This is a genomic window from Rathayibacter sp. SW19 (genome assembly GCF_030866825.1).
GTDB classification, from domain to species: Bacteria; Actinomycetota; Actinomycetes; order Actinomycetales; family Microbacteriaceae; genus Rathayibacter_A; species Rathayibacter_A soli.
Genome location: NZ_CP133020.1, coordinates 3,588,510 through 3,609,169, shown reverse-complemented (window position 1 = coordinate 3,609,169; position 20,660 = coordinate 3,588,510). Strand labels below are relative to the sequence as shown.

The following is a 20,660-nucleotide window of genomic DNA, read 5'->3' as shown; positions in this document are numbered from 1 at the left end:
ATGGCAGAACGTTCCGCGCGCCGTTCCCGGCGCGCACACCGCCCCGGTGTACCCGGTGCTGATCCCACCCCTCGGGCAGGGCGTGCCGAGGCCGATGCCGTGCGTGCTGCCGGCGACAAAGACCAGGCCTGGGGTGACACGAACACGTCGAATGACGCGCAACTCAAGCGCGACGTGCCGCCCCACTGGGGTTAAGCGGGCACGGGGTTAACAGGCACTGGGGTCAAACAGGCGCCGGGCTAACGGCTACGGCGTGTGCTTGCCGGCGGCGGCTTCGCGGTCGGCTGCGAGCAGATCGCGGATCTCGGTGAGCATGTCGAGTTCGGTCGGCGGTGTGTCCTCGTCCTCGACCACTCCGGACTTGCGCCGGTTAGCCGCCATCAGCAGCAGGTGGTTCACGGGAAGGACGACAGCAAAGTACACCACTGCTGCAACGATGATGAACTGAATCAATGCAGCCAGGAATGCACCGAATAGAAGCTGAGCGTGCCCACCGGAAACCGTCGGGATGCTGAGAATCAGGACCGAATTGAGATCCTTGGCGTTGAACACCGCCCCGATGAGTGGATTGATGATGCCGGTGACGAGTGCGCCAATGACGACAGTGAACGCGGCGCCGATGACGACCGCGACTGCCAGATCCATCACGTTGCCACGCATGATGAATTCTTTGAATCCCTTGAGCATGAACTACCCCCTTGTTGTTTCGTCCTTTAGGACGACGACGCCGGCGTCTTCGCCGACGAAGCTGACGACGATCTGGATCCGCCGTTCGGTGAAGTTCCGGATGCCGCACCGGATGCGCCTGCCGATGTGCCAGAAGCCGAAGCCGAAGCGCCGACCGGCTCTTTCTTGCCCTTTTTGTCTTTCTTGTCGCCACCGTGTTTGTCGCCACCGTGCTTGTCGCCCTTGGCCGGGGCGAGGGCTGCATTCGATGCCCGCGAGTCGGTTCGGTAGAAACCGGAGCCGTTGAACGTGACGCCGACTGTGCCGAACACCTTGCGCAGAACACCGCCGCACGACGGGCACACCGTTAGGGCGTCATCGGAGAATGCTTGGTGGACATCGAATGCGTTTGAACATTCCCGGCACTTATATGCGTAGGTGGGCACTGGTGTTGCTCGACTTTCATTGTTGTTGGCAGTCGCATGTCGAGGCGGCGGAGCGCGCGTGCCCGCCCATCACGAGAATTGTACGATCCTGATCGGGGTGACAACGCCATCCACCGATTGGTCATGCAATTCCCGCGGAACCTGGTCCACGAGTTCGCCGTCGAAAAGCACGGCATACACTGGAGGACATTTTTCCATGCTTCCGAGCGTTTTGTCGAAATAGCCCCGTCCCCAACCCAGGCGCAGGCCGGTTTTGTCCACGGCCGCCGCCGGAACCAGGATCAGGTCGACGTCGTTGATCGCGATGGGGCCAAGCAGTTCTCCAACCGCCTCGGGGATGCCGAGATTGCTTTTAGTTTCGGTTTCGCCGTCCCCGGTCGTCCAGTCGAGGAGTCCGTCTTCGCGCGAGATCGGGAGGAGAACTCGCACACCGTTCTCACGCGCCCAGTTCAGATATGGCCTGGTGTTCGGTTCCAGGAGGGTCGGCAAGTAACAGGACACCGACCGGGCGGACAGGTCGGTGGTCAGGTCGATGAGCTGCCGGGTGATCCCCGCCGTGGCACTGTCCCGCTCGGTGGCTGTCATGTTCTGACGGCGTTCCCGTAGCTCGGCGCGCAGAGCCCGCTTCTGATTGCTCAGCTCGCTCGACATGTAGGTCATACTACGTGGTGTTCATCATCCGACTGCGCCCGAGTTCCAGGTGCGAGGCGCTAGCCTTGCGATCATGGCACAGCAGATTACCAAGGCCGTGATTCCCGCCGCGGGATTGGGAACACGATTCCTTCCCGCGACCAAGGCGATGCCCAAGGAGATGCTGCCCGTCGTGGACAAACCTGCGATCCAGTATGTGGTCGAGGAGGCGGTCGGTGCGGGGCTCCACGATGTGCTGCTGATCACCGGCCGAAACAAGAACGCGCTCGAGAACCATTTCGATCGTGCGACCGAGCTCGAGGCGACGCTGGAACGCAAGGGCGACACCGATCGGCTTGAGAAGGTGAACTATTCGACCGAGCTCGCCGACATGCACTATGTGCGGCAGGGCGATCCGAAGGGCCTCGGGCATGCGGTGCTGCGGGCGAAGATGCACGTCGGCAACCAGCCGTTCGCCGTGCTGCTCGGTGACGACATCATCGATGCCCGCGACGTACTTCTCGAACGGATGCTCGTCGTTGCGCAGGAGCGCCGCGCGACCGTGATCGCTCTTCTGGAGGTCGAGCCGGACCAGATCCACCTGTACGGAGCCGCCGACGTCGAGCCGACCGATGAGGGCGATGTGGTTCGGGTGCGCGGGCTGGTAGAGAAGCCGGATGCTGCAGATGCACCGTCGAACCTGGCGATCATCGGCCGTTATGTGCTGCAGCCAGAAGTTTTCGACGTGTTGGAGCACACGCTGCCGGGCAAGGGCGGCGAGATTCAGCTGACCGACGCGCTGGAGACCCTCGCCGCGGACGAGTCGATCGCGGGCGGCGTCTACGGCGTCGTGTTCCGCGGCCGCCGATATGACACGGGTGATCGGCTCGACTACATCAAGGCCATCGTGCAACTGGCGGTGGATCGCGAGGATCTCGGACCGCAATTGCGTCCGTGGCTGCGCTCGTTCGCCGCGGATTTGAGTCCGAGCCTTCCCGCCAACGGAACGATCAATGCACGCGACGGCGGCGTTGTTGGCAACACCGGGCACGAACACGCGCAGTAATCTTCAACTCATGCCACTGTTCATCCCGACGCTGAACGACGGACCGGTGACGGTACGTCCGATCCGCTTGCATGACGCGCGCCCGCTGGAACGTGAACTTCTTGCCAACCGGGGCTGGTTGCGTCAGTGGGAGGCGACCAACCCGCACGGACCGATGAATTTCGACGTGCGCGCGAGCATCCGATCGTTGCAGGCGAATGCTCGGGCCGGGCATGGTCTGCCCTTCATCGTCGAGTACAACGGCGAACTCGCCGGGCAGCTGAATGTTTCGTCGATCAGCTATGGATCGCTCGCAAGCGCCACCATCGGCTACTGGGTGGGCGAGCGGTTCGCCGGGCGTTCGGTCACCCCGATCGCGACGGCGCTCGCGACCGACTATTGCTTCTTTCAGCTCGGCTTGCATCGGATGGAGATCTGCATTCGCCCGGAGAACGGCCCCTCTCTGCGGGTTGTCGAGAAGCTGGGGTTCCGTTATGAGGGGCTCCGGCGTCGCTATATTCACATCAACGGCGACTGGCGTGATCACTTCTGCTTCGCCCTCGTCGTCGAGGAGGTGCGCCAGGGTGTGTTGCGTCGTTGGCGCGACGGGCAAGCGCCTGCGGCGGCGGCCCGCATCCCCGCCGACGACCTGAAGGCTGCAGAACAGCAGCTGCCGGTGCAACGGGATCGGTGACACACCCGGGCTGCGGGGCCCCAGATCGCGCGCAACCCTTACCGTAGACACATGGGCGGGGACATACTCAGCGGGGGCATTGTCGTGGTGCTCGCCGCCGCGCTGTGGCTCGTGTATTTGCTGCCGACCTGGCTGAGGCGGCGGGAATATCAGGCGACGGAGCGCAACGCCGTGCGATTGCAGCAGACGTTGCGCATTCTGGCGGAAACGTCTGAACTGCCCGCGGAGGTCCGTCTCGAGGCGACCGCACGCGAGGTCGCGACGCAGCAGCGCATCCTGCGCAAGGCCGAAGCACGCACGCGCGCAGAACTTCAAGTGTTCGCGAGCGAAGAGGCCGAGCGGCGCCATGCCGAGGCGCTTGCGGATGCTGCGGCGCAGGCCGCGGCTGATGCTGCGGCACGCGCCGCGCTCGCTCACGCTCGGCGTGCAGAGCCGGTTCGTGCCGTTGGGGTTCGTGCTGTTGCGGAGGCGGTTCCGGATGCTGTGCGAACGCGTGCGCGCCGTTTGCGTCGCTCGCGTGCTGCGACAACGCTCCTGCTGGCAGTTGGTCTTGTCGCTGCGGTCGTCGGTGGCGGTCTTGCTCTCGCGGCCGGTGTCTCGTGGCTCGTGCCTGCTGGGGCGGCGATCGTCGTGGTCGGTGCGCTCGGGAATCTTGGGCGGCTCGCGCGTTCTGTGCGGCCGGCGCAGTCGGCGGTACGCGAACACGCGCCTCGGGTCGCGACGGAGATCTTCGACCACGCTGTCTCTGAGGAGCCCGCCCGGACCAGCGGTGGAACCTGGACGCCGAGGCCACTGCCGAAGCCGCTCTATCAGTCACCCGGGTCGATCGCGGCCAGTGCGATGGCATCGGTGGACGCGGTCACCCGCCTTCGCCGAGCAGCGGCCGCCGCAGAGCTGGACCGCCGTGCGGCTGAAATCGCGGAACGGCTCGCGCCCACTGTGGTGCCGCTGACTCACCTCGCGCCGCGGCAGACGCCTGTGTCTGAGCCGGCGCGGGTTCCGCCGTCAGCACCGCCGCAGGTGCCGCTGCGTGAGGCGTCAAGCCGGTATGCCCGCATGGGCATGCTCGACGATATCGAGCCGGATGCGCTCGATCTTGACGCAGCGCTGCGGCGCCGTCGCGCCGCAAGCTGAAGACCGGCGGCCGCAAAGAAGCAAACCACAGCGAAGCCGCGAAATACGGTGCGCCGCCCCAGCGACGCATGCAAGGATTTTGGCCATGAAGAAGTTCATCAACCGCGTTGAGTCGGTCCTCGCTGACTCGCTGGTGGGGCTCGCCGCCGCGCACCCGGAACTGCGGGTCGACCGGGTCAATCGGGTGGTCTTTCGGAAGGAGCCGATCCGGCCGGGCAAGGTGGCGTTGATTTCCGGCGGTGGGAGTGGGCATGAACCGCTGCACACGGGTTTCGTCGGCCTTGGCATGCTCGATGCCGCGTGCGCTGGCGAGATCTTCACCTCGCCGACGCCCGACCAGATCGTGGCGGCAACCAGTGCCTTATGCGAGGCGAATGCCGGTGCAGGCGCACTGTACATCGTGAAGAACTACACCGGCGACGTGATGAACTTCGAGATGGCAGCGGAGTTGACGGCGGGGTTGGCCGCCGGGTTGACCGCGGTGCAGGTGCGCACCGTTGTGATTGCCGACGATGTCGCGGTCGAAGATTCGACGTTCACGGCGGGCCGGCGCGGAACCGGTGCAACTGTGCTGCTGGAGAAGATCGTCGGCGCTGCCGCGGAGGAGGGCCAGGATCTTGCCAGCGTGGCGGCGCTCGCGGAGCGGGTGGCGGCATCCGCTCGGTCGATGGGGGTTGCGCTCACTGCAGGAACGGTGCCGGCGGCGGGCCGACCGAGCTTCGACCTCGATGACGACGAGTTGGAACTCGGTGTTGGCATTCACGGCGAGCCCGGTCGTCACCGCGTGCCGATGACGGATGCCGCGCACGTCGCCGCGCAACTGGTCGAGCCGATTCTGGCGGATTTCGACTTCACCGGTGCGCCCACGATCGTGATGGTCAATGGCATGGGGGCAACTCCGCTGATCGAGTTGTACATCGTGTATGGCGAGGTGGCGCGACTGCTGGCCGATGCGGGCATCACGGTTGCCCGCAATCTGGTCGGCAACTACATTACGTCGCTCGATATGGCCGGCTGCTCAGTCACGCTACTGCGCGCGGACGACGAGTTGCTGCGGCTCTGGGATGCGCCGGTGAGCACTCCGGCGCTGCGCTGGGGTGTGTAGTCGTTCGCTGAGCGTAGCCGAAGCGCCTCTCGTTCGCTGAGCGCAGCCGAAGCGCCTCTCGTTCGCTGAGCGCAGCCGAAGCGCCGCGTCATGATATTGTTTCTTACGCAGTTCAAGGGGCTATGGCGCAGTTGGTAGCGCGTCTCGTTCGCAATGAGAAGGTCCGGGGTTCGAATCCCCGTAGCTCCACCACCGGTCGCTGTCACGCGTTGCCGAGTCAAAAAACATAGCTCTGACCAGGTGATTTTAGAGTGTCGGTAGAGTTTGGTTGAACGCCTCGCAATTGATGTCGCATCGGCGACGGGCCTCTGACCAGGGCTCTTGATGACGTCAGATTTCTATTGCCCGCAAGTCATTCAGCGAGCTCTTGTACCGATTGATGAGTTGAAGGTCGATATTCTGGTGCTTCCGCCTCTTGACTGGCCTTTGAAGCGTCGGGTTCCTCGCGGGTGGCGCGGGTGCGCCGGTCGAGAACGTTCTTCTGCAGCAGGCTGAAGAAGCTGTCCTTGGCGGCGTTGTCACCGGCCGCACCGACACGGCCCATCGATCCGACCATGCTGTGACGGTTAAGTGCGTGAACGAAATACGCCACCCACCGCATGAGCAGTGGCTACCGTCGTGTCCCTCATGGGTTCCCTCGCGGCATCGGCGCGTGGGTCACGTTCCGTTCGCCCTCGGCTCTCACGAGTGCTGCTATCGCTCGGGCGGCTGTGGCGGCGTGAAAAGTCGGGGGCGGAGTCGGAGTAGCTTGGGTATCAGCGGGATGCGTCGCTGCGCATGCTGGTCTGTGTGTACGGTCCGGCGTGGACGGCCGTGCGCGGGACCGTGAACGCAGGCCCTGAGGAGAGATAGATGCACAGCATCCGCACGAAGACGCGATCGGCCGTGGCGGCCACCGCTCACCGGCGCGGACGCGGGTGGGTGGTATTGGGACTGGGGGCCGCGGTCATGCTGGCGGTCAGCGGATGCACAGCCGGCGCCTCATCGGCGACGCCGACACAGGTCCCGACGGTGAAGCCGGTGGCGGGGTCGGCCGCCGCGTGCGTGCCCAACCCGAAGCAGGTGGCGACGCAGAAGGACACGCAGTCGACCAAGCCGATGCCGGCAGCTCTGGCTGGCAAGTATGACGCGGTTATCACGGCCGAGTTCGCCAAGGTGAGGGAGTCGGCGCCGTCGGTGATTGTCGGGGTGCGTAGTCCCAAGGGCACGTGGGAGAAGGCGTACGGTCTGGCGGATATCGCCACCAAGACGGCCTCGACGACGGACATGTACCAACGGGTCGGGTCGGTCACCAAAACCTTTGTGGCCACGGCGGTGCTGCAGCTGGCGGACCAGGGCAAGTTGTCGTTGGACGATCCGATCGATGACTACGTGGCCGGGGTGCCCAACGGCACCCACATCACGCTGCGTGAGCTGATCACGATGACCAGCGGCCTGGGCAATTACGCCGGCGACCCGCAGTGGTACAGCGATGCGCTCTCGCAGCCGGAGCGGCAGTGGACGCCGCGGGAGCTGCTAGACGTGGCGTACAGCATGCCGACGTCGTTTCCACCCGGAACGAACTGGGAGTATTCGAACACGAACTACATTCTCCTCGGCCAGGTCATCGAATACGTGACAGGGAAGCCCTGGGAGGATGTGGTCACAGAACAGATCCTGAAGCCGTTGCACCTGACCTCCACGCAGCTGCCGACCGGCAACATCATGCCCAGCCCGCACGCGAACGGATACACCCATGACACGATCGCAATCATCGGGGCGACCCCGACGAACGCGTGGACCGACGCCACCGACTTCACGCCGTCGTGCGCGGGGGCGGCCGGTTCGATGATCAGCAGGGTCGGCGACCTGCTGACCTGGGGGCGGGCGCTTGCGACCGGGCAGGGCATGCTGCCGACACCCGCGCAGGTGCAACGACTCTCGTCCTTCGGATCGACGCATGGTTTTGGTGCCGGGTTCTTCTACGGTGACGGGCTCGAGTGCAGCAACGGATGGATCGGCCACGGAGGCACTATCACCGGCTACAACACGGAGCTGCGATACAATCCGAGCATCCAGACTACCGTCGTCGTCGAAGCCACCGGAGATGGCGCAACGGCCACCCCGCCGCGCGTGCTCACCAACGAAGTGCTCGCCTCGGCCCTCGCGAAGATCGCAGGCCACGCCTACCCGGCCGTCGTCATCCCGCCCGCCGCGCAGGTGCAGGGGCCTCTCGCCCCCGACCCCTTCTCGGAGTGAAGCGTCCTGATCTCTCCGGGCAGGTGGAAGCGGCTCACCAAGACGGGTCCTGGCACAACGCGTGGACGGCCGCTGCTCGAGCATGCCGGCTAGTCCCACCAGGGATCCTCACGGTCGGTGGATTGAGGTTAATCGCCGCGACCGTTTCTATTCCCCGTAAGTGTCCGACCCTGTGTTGCCTCGGAGATCAGCGTATTCACGGGGTTTTCTGACCAAGGTTGTTTCGAATAATGTCCCAGTATCTCCACGTAAGTTGAGACTTGCCACGTCTGATGGCGGGGTAGTTTCGTTTCGGCGCCTGGTTGGGTTGCCGTGTAGCCGTTGGGGGTGCACGCGGACCGTGGCCACGGGCTCTTCGGCGATCGTGATGATGGTGTCGTCCTCCACGACGATAATCCGCGTGAACCGCACGCGGTGGATCGCCTGGCGTGCAGAGGGATCGCATTTGGCGTAGAGGTTGTCGAGGTCGATCAGGATTCCGAGGATCTGATCGAACCAGCTCCGGCCTCGCGGTAGGTGGTGGGCAGGATGTCCAGCCGGTTGGTGGCGGCGCGCGAGGGACGCGTCTGATGAGGTGTCTCCCTCCGATCGGGTGAACACGGTTCCTCCCTTGGATCGGCCAATCGGCCGACCGGGGAGCGGTCCTGGTGGCCGCAGTCTTGGGGTGAGGCCCGAACCGCGGGCCGGTGCCAGGGTTCCTGGTTCACGACATCATCGAAAGCATCACAGAAAGCAGAGGCATCATCATGCGCAAACACACCCGCATCCTCACCGCGATCGGCGTGGTCGCGGCCAGTGTGCTCGCCACCATCGGCACCGCCGCGGCTGCGAACGCCGCTCCGGTCGAGACCGGGGTGTCCACATCCGCTCACACGACAGAGCACGTCGTGGTCGACGCCTGGGGGGTCACGCTCGCGCCGGGCCGCGACAAACCGATTCCGCGAATGATCTGTCCCGTGGGGGCGCCTTATCTGGTCAACAAGCCGTATTCCGCCGGGCGTGCCGTTCCTAACGGAGTGGAGGTCATCGAGTCAGGCTTCGGCATGGGGGTGCTCATCCCGAGGATGTATGCGCCCGGCAATCACTTCGCCCAAGGCGCCGGAGAATATGCGGCCTCTGCGACCAACTGGAACCCTTTCACCCCCCAAACCGTCCTCTTCAAGCTGCACTGCACCAGTGACTCCGGCGAGTCCTACTGGGTCGCTGATTCGATGCGCGACCAGTGATCCTGCGCCGCAACTGGATGACTTTCCAGGGCCGGCGTGACGCCCTCGCCGACGTGAGTGGCTGCGGTTCCCCGATTGGGTGAGTGCGGTGTCCTCCATTGGATGGGCTGATTGGCCGACGGGGGAGAGGCCCCGGTCGAGACCGCCGCGTCCACATCCGGTCACACATACCTTGCTCAAATATGCAATTTGCGCGCGCAGATTGGTGGCTGTCTCCAGCACCATGGCAAGTGGCTCGGAGATGTTGGCGTCTGGGCTCCTGAGGTCCTTGTACGCGAATGTTCCCTACCGCAACGGCCTCGCATTGGGAAGCACAAGCTACGACAAGAATCTCTCGCGTCTTCGTCAGTGCTACGTGGCTACGACCCGCCCAACTTATCTCCTCGCTGCCGCGGCCCCTACAAGTCGTTGGGCGGCACCCCTGCTGAGATAGCAAAATCGATCTCGCTACGAGAAGCGAACGGATGGCTAATTCATCGAATTGATGGGTGCGAGGACGATCACGTAGCGGCTGGGACCAAGTCGCGTTTTTGATGCTGGTCACGCAAGCAGCGCGTTATGACCGGCCGTACTCAAGCAAGGTTGGAACCGCGCCCACCCGCATTGCTATCTGATCGTCACTGCTCGCTTGGATGACGCGGCTTATTGCCAGGTCGCTGTGTCCGGGTCGATGTCGTGGGCGCGGGCGCTTGCGTCGATGATTCGACGCAACCAGGCCGCCAAGCCGGGACGGATGCCGTTGTAGTGGCCTGCGAACGCCGGATCGGCTTCATACATGCGGCCGAGGCGCAGGTGCATTTGCCGGGTGACCGGAAAGTAGGCGGTGAAGGCCTCGCGATGCCGCTCAACGAGACGGTTCGCCTCCACGCTGCCAGGCGTCACACCGGCACCCATCGCGCTCCCGAGGTCACGATCGAGTTCGGCCGTGGTGTCGGCGATGGCCTGCCATTCTTCCGGACTACGAGTAGCCGCACGCTCGGCGTACCGCGCCCATTGCGGACTGTTCCCCCAGCGTGCGTGCGCCTGGGAGGGCCAGTCCGGGTTCCAGCCCGGACCGAAGATCGCGGCCTGCTGGTCAGCTGCAAGCAGCAGGCCGCGCTCGTGTGCCTCGATCATCCGGTCCAATCCGGTGCTCAGCTGCTTGAGGTGCGCGATCCGTTCGGCGACCTGGTCTCGTTGTTCGCGCAACGTGCCGGCCGCGTCAGGCCGATCTCGTCCCAGTGATGCAGGGCACGCACGGTCACGCCGAGACGCGCCGACACCTGCCCGACAGGTGTCGGCGCGTCTCGGGGTGTCTCGCGGCCCGGCCACCGCGTCCGGACGCAGCGCGCGGCAGGCCTCGGCGATCGGATCGAGCTGACTCAGCACGCAGGCGAAGCTGATGCTGATTGCAGGCCCCCGTGCGGGCAGCGCCACCGCCGGCGCCCGCCCCGGGGGCATCCGCATCCGGACCGGGTGCCGGCACGGGACTCATCGCGAATACGTTGTAGTAATCACTCATATAACAAGCATTGACCCTCACGTTGCGTGAGGGTCAATGCTCGGAGTCAAAGGTGATTCGCGACGCGCGCCTAGCTCAACCGGCAGCGCCGGCAGGCTTGGTCGTCGTCGTGAATCCCTCCAGTTTGTTGGCCGCGATTGCGTACTTGTTGGTGAACGTGCCGGCGATGCTGACCTTGGAGGTGTCGACGCCGTTCCCCTTCTCCATGGCGAAGATCACCTTCGGCCCGCCGGCGGGCATGATGCCGTCCGGCAGGAACTGGGACTTGTCGGTGGTCAGACCCGCGATGTACTGCGCCTTGGTGATGGTGCTGTTCTGCACGAAAGCCGCAGGGAGCTTGTTTGCGATGTCCGCCGCAGAGTGCGTGCTGATCCAGTGCATCGTGGCGACCAACGCGTCGACGACCTTTTGGGCGGCATCCGTGTGGGACTTCACCCAGTCCGCGCGGGCCAGCAGGCCGGCGGCCGGCCAGGCGCCGCCGAGTGCCTTGGTCGCACCCGCCGTCGTGGCGAGGTCGACTGCCGTGTAGGCGAGTTTCTTCGTTGTGAGCGCGCCGACCGTCGGCTGGGTTGTCATGACGCAGTCGGCCGAACCGCGCTGGATTGCCGCAATCGCCGTTGAGCCGTCGCCGACGGCGAGCGTGTGATACCCGGTCCTCGAAATGCCGTGCTGGGATGCGAGAAATTGGGTGAGCTCGTCGGTTCCGGAACCGAGATCGGTGACGCCGAGCGTTTTGCCGGCGAAGTCGGCTGAGGAGTGCACGCCACTTTTGGTGCCGCACATCTCGCGTTCACCGGGCGCGCCCGAGAGCTGAACGAGATTGATCACATCCTTGCCCTTGGACTGGAAGTCGACCGTGTGCACATACCATGCGCCGGCCAGGTCGACCTGCCCGGATGCCATCGCCTCCTCAGCGCCGACCCCACCGCTTTGCTCCGTGGAGAGTTGGACGTTCACGCCGTACTTCTTGTAGTAGCCGAGGCTCTGCGCAAGCTGGTAGGGCAGATAGATCTGCTTGTCGATGCCGCCGACCATCATGGTCACGGTGGGGGTCGCAGCGGAGAGATTGGCGCCGGCAGCACTGCCGGATCCGCCAGAATTGCTGCTGCAGGCGGCCAGGCTGAGCGCGAGCGCTCCGGTGACCGCGACCGCGCAGAGGGTGCGCTTGTTCATGTGATGTTGTTCCTTTCGTTGGCGCCGAGGGATTCGGCCGGTAGTTGAGTGCGAGTTCGGGTTGAGGTTTCGGCCGATCATCAGATCGCCTGCGTTTCGGAGCGGCTCGGCGGACGCCACTTCAGCAGGCTGCGCTCCAACAGGGTGAGGAGATACTCTGCCCCGAGAGTGATCACCGCCATGATCACCATCGCGGCGAACACGGTGTTCGGGTCGAAATTCCCCTGCGCCTGACTGATGATCAGACCGACGCCGTGCTGGGCGCCGAGCACCTCGCCGACGAGCGCACCGATGATCGCGAAGCCGAACGCGGTGTGAAGACTGGCGATGATCCAGGTCATCGCCGACGGAATCGTCACGTGACGTGCGACTTGAAGCGGCGACGCCCCGAGCACCCGCACATTCGCGATGAGGTTCTGATCCGCTTCGCGCACGCCCTGGAACGCGTTGAAGAAGACGACGAAGAAAACGAGTACGGCTGCGAGCAGCACTTTGGGAAACACTCCGAGGCCGAACGCGACGATGAAGATCGACCCGAGCACGATGCGAGGGACCGAGTTCAGTGCCTTGATGTAAGGGCCGAACACGGTCGCGAGGTACTTGTTGGAGCCGAACAGGATGCCGATCACCACCCCAGCGAGTGTGCCCAGCAGGAAGCCGAGGAATGCTTCCTGGGCCGTCACGCCGAGGTTCTCCCAGATCGTTCCGAAGGCGGTGCCGACGGTGAACAGGTGCACGAGGCTGTCCCAGATCGCCGACGGCTGCCCGAAGAAGAACTTGTCGACCCATCCGACGGTCGTGAACCACTGCCAGCCGCCGATCACGATGACGGCGACGAGGATGCGCCCGAACCAGACCCAGGCGGAGCGGCGTGTCCTCGCCCGGCGTGCGGTGAGTTGCACGTCGCTTTTCTCTTTCTCGCGCGAGGGGGCGCCGGAGAGCGTTATCGATGTCATGCTGCTTTACCTGCCGTTTCTTCGTATGCGCGCGTGACCTCGTCTTTGAGTGAAGTCCAGATCTGTCCCTGTAGTTCGAGGAATCGTGCTTCGTGCCGGATCTCCTGCACGTCGCCGCGTGGGCGGGGCAGATCGATGTCGAAGACGTCTTTGACCGACCCGGGGCTGCTGGTCAGGATCACAACGCGGTCCGACAGGGCCACCGCTTCGTCCAGATCGTGAGTGATGAAGAGTACGGAGGGGCGCAGCTCCTCCCAGAGCTGCAGCAGTTCGGTCTGCATGATCGCCTTGGTCTGCACGTCGAGAGCGCCGAACGGCTCATCCATCAGGAGGATTCGCGGGTTGTTGATCAGCGCGGCCGCCATCGCGACGCGCTTGCGCATGCCGCCCGAGAGCTGGTGCGGATAACGGTCTTCGAAGCCGGTCAGACCAACGCGGCGTAACCAGTCCAGGGCGAGCGTAGTGGCTTCGCGCTTGGGGGTGCCGAGCAGGATCGGGCCGATCATCACGTTGCCCAGTACGGTCTTCCACGGGAAGAGGGAATCCGCTTGGAACATGTAGCTGACGCCGCTGGTGACGCCGTCGACGGTCTGGCCGCCGACTTTCACCGATCCGCCGCTCGGCTTCTCCAGCCCGGACACCTGGGCAAGGGTCGTTGACTTGCCGCAGCCGGTCGGTCCGACGATCGCGCAGAACTGGCCGGGTTCGACGGTGAGCGACACGTCACGGATGGCCGTGAACGTTTCGCCTTTCGGCGTGAGGTAGCGCTTGGTCAGCCCCACGATTTCGATCCGCGCAGCATCCTCCGCCGGTTCGATGGCGGTGCGTGCACGATTGGGATTGTGATCACTCATAGATCTGAAGACCTCTCTGTCTCTCGCCGAATGCGATTCCTCATCGTCACGCAACATTCGGCCGGTGTCTCGCTTGTGCGTCATTGGCCTTTTGTGCGCATTGCGTCTCGTTCTGCGCATTCTGCGCACGTGCGCTCGGATGTCTGCGCTGAGAGAATGAATCGTGATGCGACGATGGGTCAGAAAACTGTCGAGCCAGATCTTCCTGGCCCAGCTAGTGATCCTCGTGGTGTCGATGGCGGTCGGCTTCGCCTTCGTCGCTCAGACCGCACGGCAGCACATCGATGACGACTATCAGGCCCGTGCGGCTGCGATCGCTCAGACGTTCGCCGAAATCCCGACCATCCGCGAATGTCTCAGCGGCGGCGGTGCAAGCTGTGCCGGCACGGTGCAGCAGCTGGCCTCGGCGACTGCCCGGCATGCCGGTGCGGCCTACGTGGTCGTCATCGATCTGAATCGAGTGCGGCACTCCCACCCCAACCCCGCCTTGATCGGACAGAAGGTCAGCGAGCCGCTCGTCGCGCGCGACGGCAAGGTGCACCTGGGCATCGACTCCGGCTCGACCGGTCCCACCGCCAACGCGCGCGTGCCACTGTACGCACCGAGCGGCGCGCTGGCCGGAGAAGTCTCCGTAGGCATCCGGGAGAGCTCGGTGTCCGGTGAACTGCTCGCCGAGCTTCCGTCGTATGCGGGCTGGTTCCTGCTCGTCTTGGCAATCGGCGCACTCGCGTCGTTCGCACTTGCGAGTCTGCTGAAACGCAGGACGTTCGGTCTGGAACTGGATGAGATCGCACGGTTGCTGCAGGAGCGTGAGGCGACGCTGCACGGCATCCGTGAGGGTGTCATCGCCATCGATCCGGCAGGCCGGATCAGCCTCGTCAACGATGAGGCGCAGCGATTGCTGCGACTGCCGGACCATGCCTCCGGCCGCCGGCTGGAAGACGTGCTGGGTGAGGGCAGCCTGCGCGATGTCCTCGCCGGCACGAGCATCGTCACGGACGCGGTGGCGGTCACCGATGATCACTGCCTGGTGATCAACCGGATGCCCATCGAGCTCGGCGGTCGTGCGCACGGCGCGGTCGTCACGTTGCGTGATCGCACGGATATCGAGGGGTTGACGCGCGAACTCGACGGTGAACGCAGTTTTACAGAGTCGATGCGCGCGCAGCAGCACGAGTTCTCGAACCGCATCCATGGGATCGCGGGTCTACTGGAACTCGGGCGTCCTGCCGAAGCTTTGCAATACGTCAACGAAATCCGTGGCACCACAGCGGATCTCGACCAGGCGCTCCGAACCCACATCGGCGCGCCGCAGATCGTGGGGTTGATGTTGGGCAAGGCGGCAGAGGCCAACGAGCGCGGCATCGACCTCGTGATCTCCGCCGACACGGATCTCGGCGAGGCGCCAGATCGCGTGCAAGCGCTGACGACGATCCTCGGCAATCTGATCGACAACGCGTTCGATGCGCTCGCCGGTGCTCCAACGCCGCGTCGTGTCGAAGTGAGCGTCGTTGAGTCGCCGGAATCGGTGCGCGTCGTTGTGGCAGACAACGGGCCAGGCATCCCGTCTGGGAGTTCGCAGCTGATATTCGGCGACGGCTATTCCACCAAGCGCGGTTCACTTGCTCGGCACAGCGGCCTCGGACTTTCCCTGGTGCACAGCACGGTCGCCAAGCTCGGCGGGTCGATCGTCGTCTCCGACGGAGCGGGTGCGAGGTTCACGGTCGTGCTGCCTCGAACGTCGGCTCTTTCCATGGACCGCCCGCGATGACCGACCAGCCGCTCACCGTGCTGGTGGTCGACGACGACTATCGCGTCGCATCCGTTCACGTCGGTTTCGTTGAACGCATCCCCGGTTTCCGCGTGGTCGGGCAGGCGCACACGGCGACGGATGCGCTTGCGCTGGCCGAGTCTGCTCAGCCTGACCTCGTGCTCATGGACGTCTATCTTCCGGATGGCGACGGTCTTCAGGTGGTGCGAACCCTCCTCGATACGCCGTCGCCACCGGCCGTGATCGTGATCTCGGCCGCGAGCGATGTTGCCACGGTTCGGCTCGCCGTGCAGCTGGGAGCCGTGCACTACCTGGTCAAACCGTTCGGCTTCTCGGCGCTCGCCGAACGGCTCACTGCCTTCCGCGATGCGCACGCGCATATCGCGGAGTTGCCCGATGAGGCGACTCAGGACGACGTGAACAGACTGTTCGATCTGTTACGGCCGCCTTCGCGAACCCACCAAGCCGCGGGGCTCGGCAATCTCGCACCCACGCTTCAACTGGTCTACGACGCGATCTCCGCCAGCGGATCCAGCCTTTCAGCATCACAGATCGCCGCCAACATCGGCATCAGCCGCGCGACGGCGCAGCGCTATCTCACGCAACTCGAGCAGAGCAACATCATCAAGCTCGAGTTGCGCTACGGAAGCACCGGGCGGCCCGAACACTTGTATTCGATCAAACGGCGAACGATCGGGTGAGCTGAGGTTCACGATTGGCCCGGTCGGTGCCGCCGTCCACTGTTCAGGGTTTTCCCCGACGCGGATGCTCCAGTCCACTCTGCATACTCGATCTCAGCCGGCCTTTCAGGCCGAGTTTGCGCTGCTGCCTGTGTTCAGGGGCTGCGAGGAGAGTGACAGGGGTACACGCCATGAGATTCTCATCCCGCCAGCGGATCGGCTGGCTTGGAGCGTCTATTCCTGTGATGCTCGCCATCGTGGCGGGATTGCTGGTTCTGCCTGCCGCGCCAGCCATGGCGCTCGATTCCGAGGTGGACGGCACGGGTTTCGCTCGGCTGGCCGTCCCCGATGTTGCCGATGCGTCCGAACTGTGGGTCGAGGTCGAAGCGCCCACTCTCACCGCTGCGAACACCGTGCTGATGGTCAACGGGGTCGAGTTTGCACTGCGCTCGACTGCGCTCGGCGCCGGCGCCATCCTGCCGTACACCGGCGCTTCGGTCGAGTTGGCGGTGGGAGTGGCGGCGGCTGCCTCGCCCGATGTCGCGATTACCGTTCTCGATGTTGATGGTGCTGTGCTATTCAGCGATCACTCTCGAATCGCACTCACGCCGATGCGAAGCGATGCGGTTACACCTCCCGGTGGCCCAGGGCCGGTCGTTACGCCGCCGGGCAGCACAACGGGTGGTGACCCGTCGGCAACGGCGATAAAGTCCGCCGATCGCACCGGCGCCCTCAGCGACACCGGATCCGATGTCTTTGCATACCTCACCCTCGCGATGCTCGCCGTCGCACTCGGTGCGGTAGGCGTTTTCGCCGCCCGGAAGAAGGTCCAGCGATGACCGCCAACCTTCGCCGTGGTCGCGGCGTGCTCGCCATTGCTGTTGTCGGTGCTCTGACGGTCGCCGTTCTTCTACCGAACAGCACCGATGCAGCAGCAGCGGCGAATTACCCGGATGACGGGGCAGCGGTTCCGGTCTCGGTCGTTGGCGGCGTCCCTGCCAGGGATTCACAACTCGGTCATGGACCCTCTCTTATGGCCGGCATTCCTGAATCGATCGATCTTGGCGCCGGCAGTGAGTTCGCGCATTCCGCCCTGGTGCGTCTGTCGTTATTCAACGCTGAGCTGGAAACGACACTTTCGGTGGCCGGGGCGCCGGCTTTGTCTGTTGCCGCCACTCATTCCGCGTCGACGACGGTGCTCGTGCCGGTGCGCGACGGCGCACTGACCCTCACGTCTTCGGCGAATAGCGATGTGCGGGTCGAGGTGGTCGCTGTGTTCTCAGGTGATCGGACCGCACCGGGTGCGACGGTGGCATTGGACCAGGCCGTGAGTCGGCCGGATGCCCCAGAGAATGTGATCGCGCTCGCGGCGGAACAGCCGCTTCCGATCGGGCTGCTCGGCCTCGGAGGCGTCCCGGTGAGCGCGGTTCGTGCGGTGCATGTGAGCCTCACCGTCACTGCCGAGCGGGATGCGACCGTCTCCATCGACGGGCAGAATCTCCCGATTGCGGAGGGAATTTCGACGTTGTCGACGATCGTGCTGCCATCGTCCTCCGGTGATGTGACGGTCGCGAGCGACGCTGCCGTCCGCGTCAGTCTCGATGTTCGTGGCTACGTCGCTGAAGCCGCGGAGTATCCAACGGCCCTCAATGGTCCGGGCGCGTATTGGCCGGCGCCAGCTGGCAGGGCATCGCAGTATGAGGTGACGGACGCGAAATCGGCACCCGTTGCGCTGAACGCGACCCGGGATGCAGCATACGCGATTGCATTGGTCTGGGCCGGCCCTGCACAAGACCTGACGGTGCTCGAATTCGGCGAGGACTACCGTGGGCGCGCCCGCGGCGGAGTCGTGGATGAGATCACCGGTGCCCAACCGCAACTCGCAGTCGTGCCGGCAACCGACTCGCAGCTGACCCTGCGACGTGGTGCGACCCAAGCACACGTGCTCGAACTGGGTTCGTTGCTGGGCGATTCTCCGCAGGGAACCAGCGAGGGCATGATCCGCGTGGATTCTCCCGCCCAGGGCACTCTCAATCTCGGTGATCGGGTGATGTTCAGCTTCGAGGGTGTGGTCGATACCGGGGATGTCACGCCGCTGCGCGTCGAGGTGACCCGTAACGGTGAAACACATGGTTCGGCGTCGATCGTGCCTGGCTCGACAGAGCATCACTGGAGTTTCGTGAGCTCCATTTCCGAATCCGGCGACTACGAGTACGAATTCACTGCGGTCGCTCGTGATGGTTCACGGAGTAGTGCTCACTGGTCGGGCACGGTGACGATTCCGGGAGCGGATGCGTTCATCCTCCAATCGGATGCCGTGATCATGGGAGGCGCGGGCCATGACGCCCGCGTGCTGGGTGTCACCGATAACGCGATCTCGTTCGGCGCCGATCCTCAGCTGGTGCCGGGTCAGGTGATCGTCGCCGGTGTCAGCGACGGTGCGCCCGCCGGATACCTGCGGCGCGTGACCGCGATCGACCTTGTGAACGGCACCTGGCAGGGGATGGCCAAGCAGGACGACGACCACACCATCGAGCCGGGAGACCCCGGTGTCGGGGAAATCACGGAGCTTCGAACGCTGCCGCTCGACGAGTTGGATTTGGCGCCGCTTCCCGAGCAATCCGAGCCGACCTCAGTCGATGATGAGATCAAGATCGACTCCGTCGAGCCGATCAGCCGCGCGCTTCCTTCGTTCAGCGGTGGTGGCGGTGGTGGCAGATTCCCGATGGCTCTCCCCGTGCCTAAGCCGCTGGATCCCACTGAGCCCGCAGCGGGCGGTGCTTTGCCCGGCGGCGGCGGCGGAACCGGTGGGGGGTCCATCCAGGGTCCTGAACTCGGCGACAGCTTCAAACACACATTCAAGGAGGAGGGCAAGGCAGGCGGGTACAGCTACAAGCTCGATCTGACGGGAGAACTCTCGTATGCACTCTCGCTGACCTTCCAGTTGGATATCGGGTTCGATTGGAAGGATGGCTCCTGGTGGCCGCCCATTCCGCCCTTGCCGGATGTGTCACTTAAAAAGTTCTCCACGATTCTCGAGTCCACAGCCAAGGCCACGGTCAACGGCAAGATGGAATTCAAAGCCCAGTGGAAGAAGGAACTCAAGGGCCCGAAGTTCGACAAGAAGTTCGAGCCGATCACGTTCGCCATTGGGCCGGTGCCCGTTGTGATCACCACGGCGGTCAAGATCGAGCTGAAGGCATCCGTTTCGGTGTCAGCCGTGTTTGCCGCAAACTTCTCGTCGAGCGTTCAAGCGGTCTCACGCAAGGGGTTCCGATTAGGCGCGGACGGAAAGTTCGTGGAGGTGAATGAGGCCAAATTCACCTATAAGGAACCCACGATGGGCAAGAACTCGGGACTCTCCGGCTCGGCGTCAGCGCAGGCTGGGCCTGAAATAGCGGTGTCGGCAAAGTTGTATGACGCAGCCGGACCGTCGGTTGGCGCAAGTTTGATGGCGGGGTTGAGCGTGGCGGCGAAAGCCACTCCATCCGGCTCCGTCGTCGATGTTGAGCTGTATCTGAGCGGGGAGGCGTTCGTGAAGGTTGCCGTCACGGTGCCGGTGATCGACTACAAACTGTTGGAGGCGACCCTATTTGAGGGCAAGTTCAAATGGAAGATTATCGAATGGAATTGGAAGTACGCGGACCTATTCGACACTGTTCCCGGCAAGGATCCCGATCCCGGCCCCGGTGGCGGTGACGGCGGCGATCCAGGCGGCGATGGTGGTGGGGAGACTGACCCGGGGGGTGGTGACCCCGGTCCGGGTGGTGATCCAGGCGAGCCTGGCGGCATCGACGCAATGGAATTCGCTCAGCAGATCGGTCTGAGCGGAGCAGAACTGATCGGGGCAGCTTGGGTCGAAGGCCCGCCACACCCCAGCTCTGTTGAGATCATCGATATCGACTTGCCGGGTATGGGAGCCGGTAAAAAGGGTGTGTTGTCGACCGGTAGCGCGAACTCCATCGGAACGGGGAACTCAGAGCTGGGCGGAGTGTTCAATGTCGCTTCAGAGCGAGGGCCGGACGTCTTCGATGTCACCACATTGCGGCTCGACCTTCGTCTGCCTGACGCTCGCATGTGCCTTTCGAGTCTGTACTTTGCGTTGATGACGGAAGAAGACCCCCACCCCCGCTACAACGACAACGATGATCTGGTGTTCCAACACCGGGATTTCTTCCTTGCCCAGTGGGATGGCAACGATTGGTTCCAGAGCGGCAACGAAATCTTCGCACCGCACAGCATCTCGTACTTCGGCGACGATGGGCCCACAGGCACCGAGAAGGGGGTCATCGACACGACGGCAGCGAACAGCTACTGGGGCGGTCCGTACGCGTATCAATCCGGATCCATGGCGACAGAGTTCCCGGTTACCAGCGGTGATCACTCGCTCTATCTCACCGTTGCGGACTTCGGGGGTTCGGCTGGCGACACGACGGCGGTCATCGACTATATCCAGTTCAGAGAATTGTGGGGAGCGGAAGAGTGCGGCCAAGGGACGACGTGGGCCCGGTAACATAGAGGACCGGTATGAGCCGCCGGAC

At 64.1% G+C, this 20,660-nt stretch carries 18 protein-coding genes, 1 tRNA gene and 2 pseudogenes; 12 read left to right on the top strand and 9 right to left on the bottom strand.

The window, feature by feature from the left end; genetic code table 11:
- Positions 1-195, top strand: coding sequence for a hypothetical protein (locus QU604_RS16875; protein ID WP_308465773.1), 195 nt, complete (start codon positions 1-3; stop codon positions 193-195).
- Positions 196-246: 51 nt separating this feature from the next.
- Here QU604_RS16875 and mscL read toward each other — a convergent pair whose 3' ends face one another.
- The 4 genes and pseudogenes from mscL to QU604_RS16860 all read right to left on the bottom strand — a co-directional run bounded on the left by mscL (position 247) and on the right by QU604_RS16860 (position 1,763).
- Positions 247-687, bottom strand: coding sequence for a large conductance mechanosensitive channel protein MscL (gene mscL, locus QU604_RS16870; protein WP_308465772.1), 441 nt, complete (start codon positions 685-687; stop codon positions 247-249).
- 26 nt (positions 688-713) lie between these two features.
- Complete coding sequence (locus tag QU604_RS16865; protein ID WP_409350053.1) at positions 714-998, bottom strand: FmdB family zinc ribbon protein; 285 nt, start codon at positions 996-998, stop codon at positions 714-716.
- A 21-nt stretch (positions 999-1,019) separates the two neighbouring features.
- Positions 1,020-1,112, bottom strand: a pseudogene (locus QU604_RS22240) (FmdB family zinc ribbon protein); the annotation flags it as partial.
- Positions 1,113-1,181: 69 nt separating this feature from the next.
- Complete coding sequence (locus tag QU604_RS16860) at positions 1,182-1,763, bottom strand: 5-formyltetrahydrofolate cyclo-ligase (protein WP_308465770.1); 582 nt, start codon at positions 1,761-1,763, stop codon at positions 1,182-1,184.
- Between the two features lie 73 nt (positions 1,764-1,836).
- Here QU604_RS16860 and galU point away from each other — a divergent pair, with 73 nt between their 5' ends.
- From galU to QU604_RS16835, 5 genes are all read left to right on the top strand, one after another.
- Positions 1,837-2,808, top strand: a complete 972-nt coding sequence (gene galU / locus QU604_RS16855; RefSeq protein ID WP_308465769.1) for a UTP--glucose-1-phosphate uridylyltransferase GalU — start codon at positions 1,837-1,839, stop codon at positions 2,806-2,808.
- Positions 2,809-2,818: 10 nt separating this feature from the next.
- Positions 2,819-3,481, top strand: a complete 663-nt coding sequence (locus QU604_RS16850) for a GNAT family N-acetyltransferase (protein ID WP_308465768.1) — start codon at positions 2,819-2,821, stop codon at positions 3,479-3,481.
- Positions 3,482-3,532: 51 nt separating this feature from the next.
- Complete coding sequence (locus QU604_RS16845) at positions 3,533-4,615, top strand: hypothetical protein (RefSeq protein WP_308465767.1); 1,083 nt, start codon at positions 3,533-3,535, stop codon at positions 4,613-4,615.
- Positions 4,616-4,700: 85 nt separating this feature from the next.
- Positions 4,701-5,720 carry a dihydroxyacetone kinase subunit DhaK gene (dhaK, locus tag QU604_RS16840; protein WP_308465766.1) on the top strand — a complete coding sequence of 340 codons (1,020 nt, stop codon included), beginning with the start codon at positions 4,701-4,703 and terminating at the stop codon, positions 5,718-5,720.
- Positions 5,721-5,836: 116 nt separating this feature from the next.
- Positions 5,837-5,912 (top strand) — tRNA-Ala (locus QU604_RS16835).
- A 247-nt stretch (positions 5,913-6,159) separates the two neighbouring features.
- On the opposite strand, the pseudogene QU604_RS16830 reads toward QU604_RS16835, so the two are convergent.
- A pseudogene (locus QU604_RS16830) lies at positions 6,160-6,303 on the bottom strand (IS3-like element ISAar45 family transposase); the annotation flags it as partial.
- Between the two features lie 269 nt (positions 6,304-6,572).
- On the opposite strand from QU604_RS16830, the gene QU604_RS16825 reads away from it, so the two are divergent.
- Positions 6,573-7,958, top strand: a complete 1,386-nt coding sequence (locus tag QU604_RS16825; protein WP_308465765.1) for a serine hydrolase domain-containing protein — start codon at positions 6,573-6,575, stop codon at positions 7,956-7,958.
- 746 nt (positions 7,959-8,704) lie between these two features.
- Positions 8,705-9,184 carry a hypothetical protein gene (locus tag QU604_RS16820; RefSeq protein WP_308465764.1) on the top strand — a complete coding sequence of 160 codons (480 nt, stop codon included), beginning with the start codon at positions 8,705-8,707 and terminating at the stop codon, positions 9,182-9,184.
- Positions 9,185-9,826: 642 nt separating this feature from the next.
- Here QU604_RS16820 and QU604_RS22345 read toward each other — a convergent pair.
- The 4 genes from QU604_RS22345 to QU604_RS16795 form a co-directional block, all read right to left on the bottom strand.
- Complete coding sequence (locus tag QU604_RS22345; protein WP_457852541.1) at positions 9,827-10,630, bottom strand: TipAS antibiotic-recognition domain-containing protein; 804 nt, start codon at positions 10,628-10,630, stop codon at positions 9,827-9,829.
- Between the two features lie 130 nt (positions 10,631-10,760).
- Complete coding sequence (locus QU604_RS16805; protein ID WP_308465762.1) at positions 10,761-11,858, bottom strand: ABC transporter substrate-binding protein; 1,098 nt, start codon at positions 11,856-11,858, stop codon at positions 10,761-10,763.
- Between the two features lie 80 nt (positions 11,859-11,938).
- Positions 11,939-12,814: an ABC transporter permease gene (locus QU604_RS16800; protein ID WP_308465761.1), complete on the bottom strand. Its 876-nt coding sequence runs from the start codon at positions 12,812-12,814 to the stop codon at positions 11,939-11,941.
- Positions 12,811-13,668 carry an ABC transporter ATP-binding protein gene (locus QU604_RS16795; protein WP_308465760.1) on the bottom strand — a complete coding sequence of 286 codons (858 nt, stop codon included), beginning with the start codon at positions 13,666-13,668 and terminating at the stop codon, positions 12,811-12,813. The genes QU604_RS16800 and QU604_RS16795 overlap by 4 nt, the downstream gene beginning before the upstream one ends.
- Positions 13,669-13,834: 166 nt before the next feature.
- On the opposite strand from QU604_RS16795, the gene QU604_RS16790 reads away from it, so the two are divergent.
- From QU604_RS16790 to QU604_RS16775, 4 genes are all read left to right on the top strand, one after another.
- Positions 13,835-15,439 (top strand): ATP-binding protein, encoded by a 1,605-nt coding sequence (locus tag QU604_RS16790; RefSeq protein WP_308468953.1) that lies wholly within the window; start codon positions 13,835-13,837, stop codon positions 15,437-15,439.
- Positions 15,436-16,140 carry a response regulator gene (locus QU604_RS16785; RefSeq protein ID WP_308465759.1) on the top strand — a complete coding sequence of 235 codons (705 nt, stop codon included), beginning with the start codon at positions 15,436-15,438 and terminating at the stop codon, positions 16,138-16,140. The genes QU604_RS16790 and QU604_RS16785 overlap by 4 nt, the downstream gene beginning before the upstream one ends.
- Positions 16,141-16,310: 170 nt before the next feature.
- Positions 16,311-16,958, top strand: a complete 648-nt coding sequence (locus tag QU604_RS16780) for a hypothetical protein (protein WP_308465758.1) — start codon at positions 16,311-16,313, stop codon at positions 16,956-16,958.
- Positions 16,955-20,632 carry a hypothetical protein gene (locus QU604_RS16775; RefSeq protein WP_308465757.1) on the top strand — a complete coding sequence of 1,226 codons (3,678 nt, stop codon included), beginning with the start codon at positions 16,955-16,957 and terminating at the stop codon, positions 20,630-20,632. The genes QU604_RS16780 and QU604_RS16775 overlap by 4 nt, the downstream gene beginning before the upstream one ends.
- Positions 20,633-20,660 lie beyond the last annotated feature (28 nt).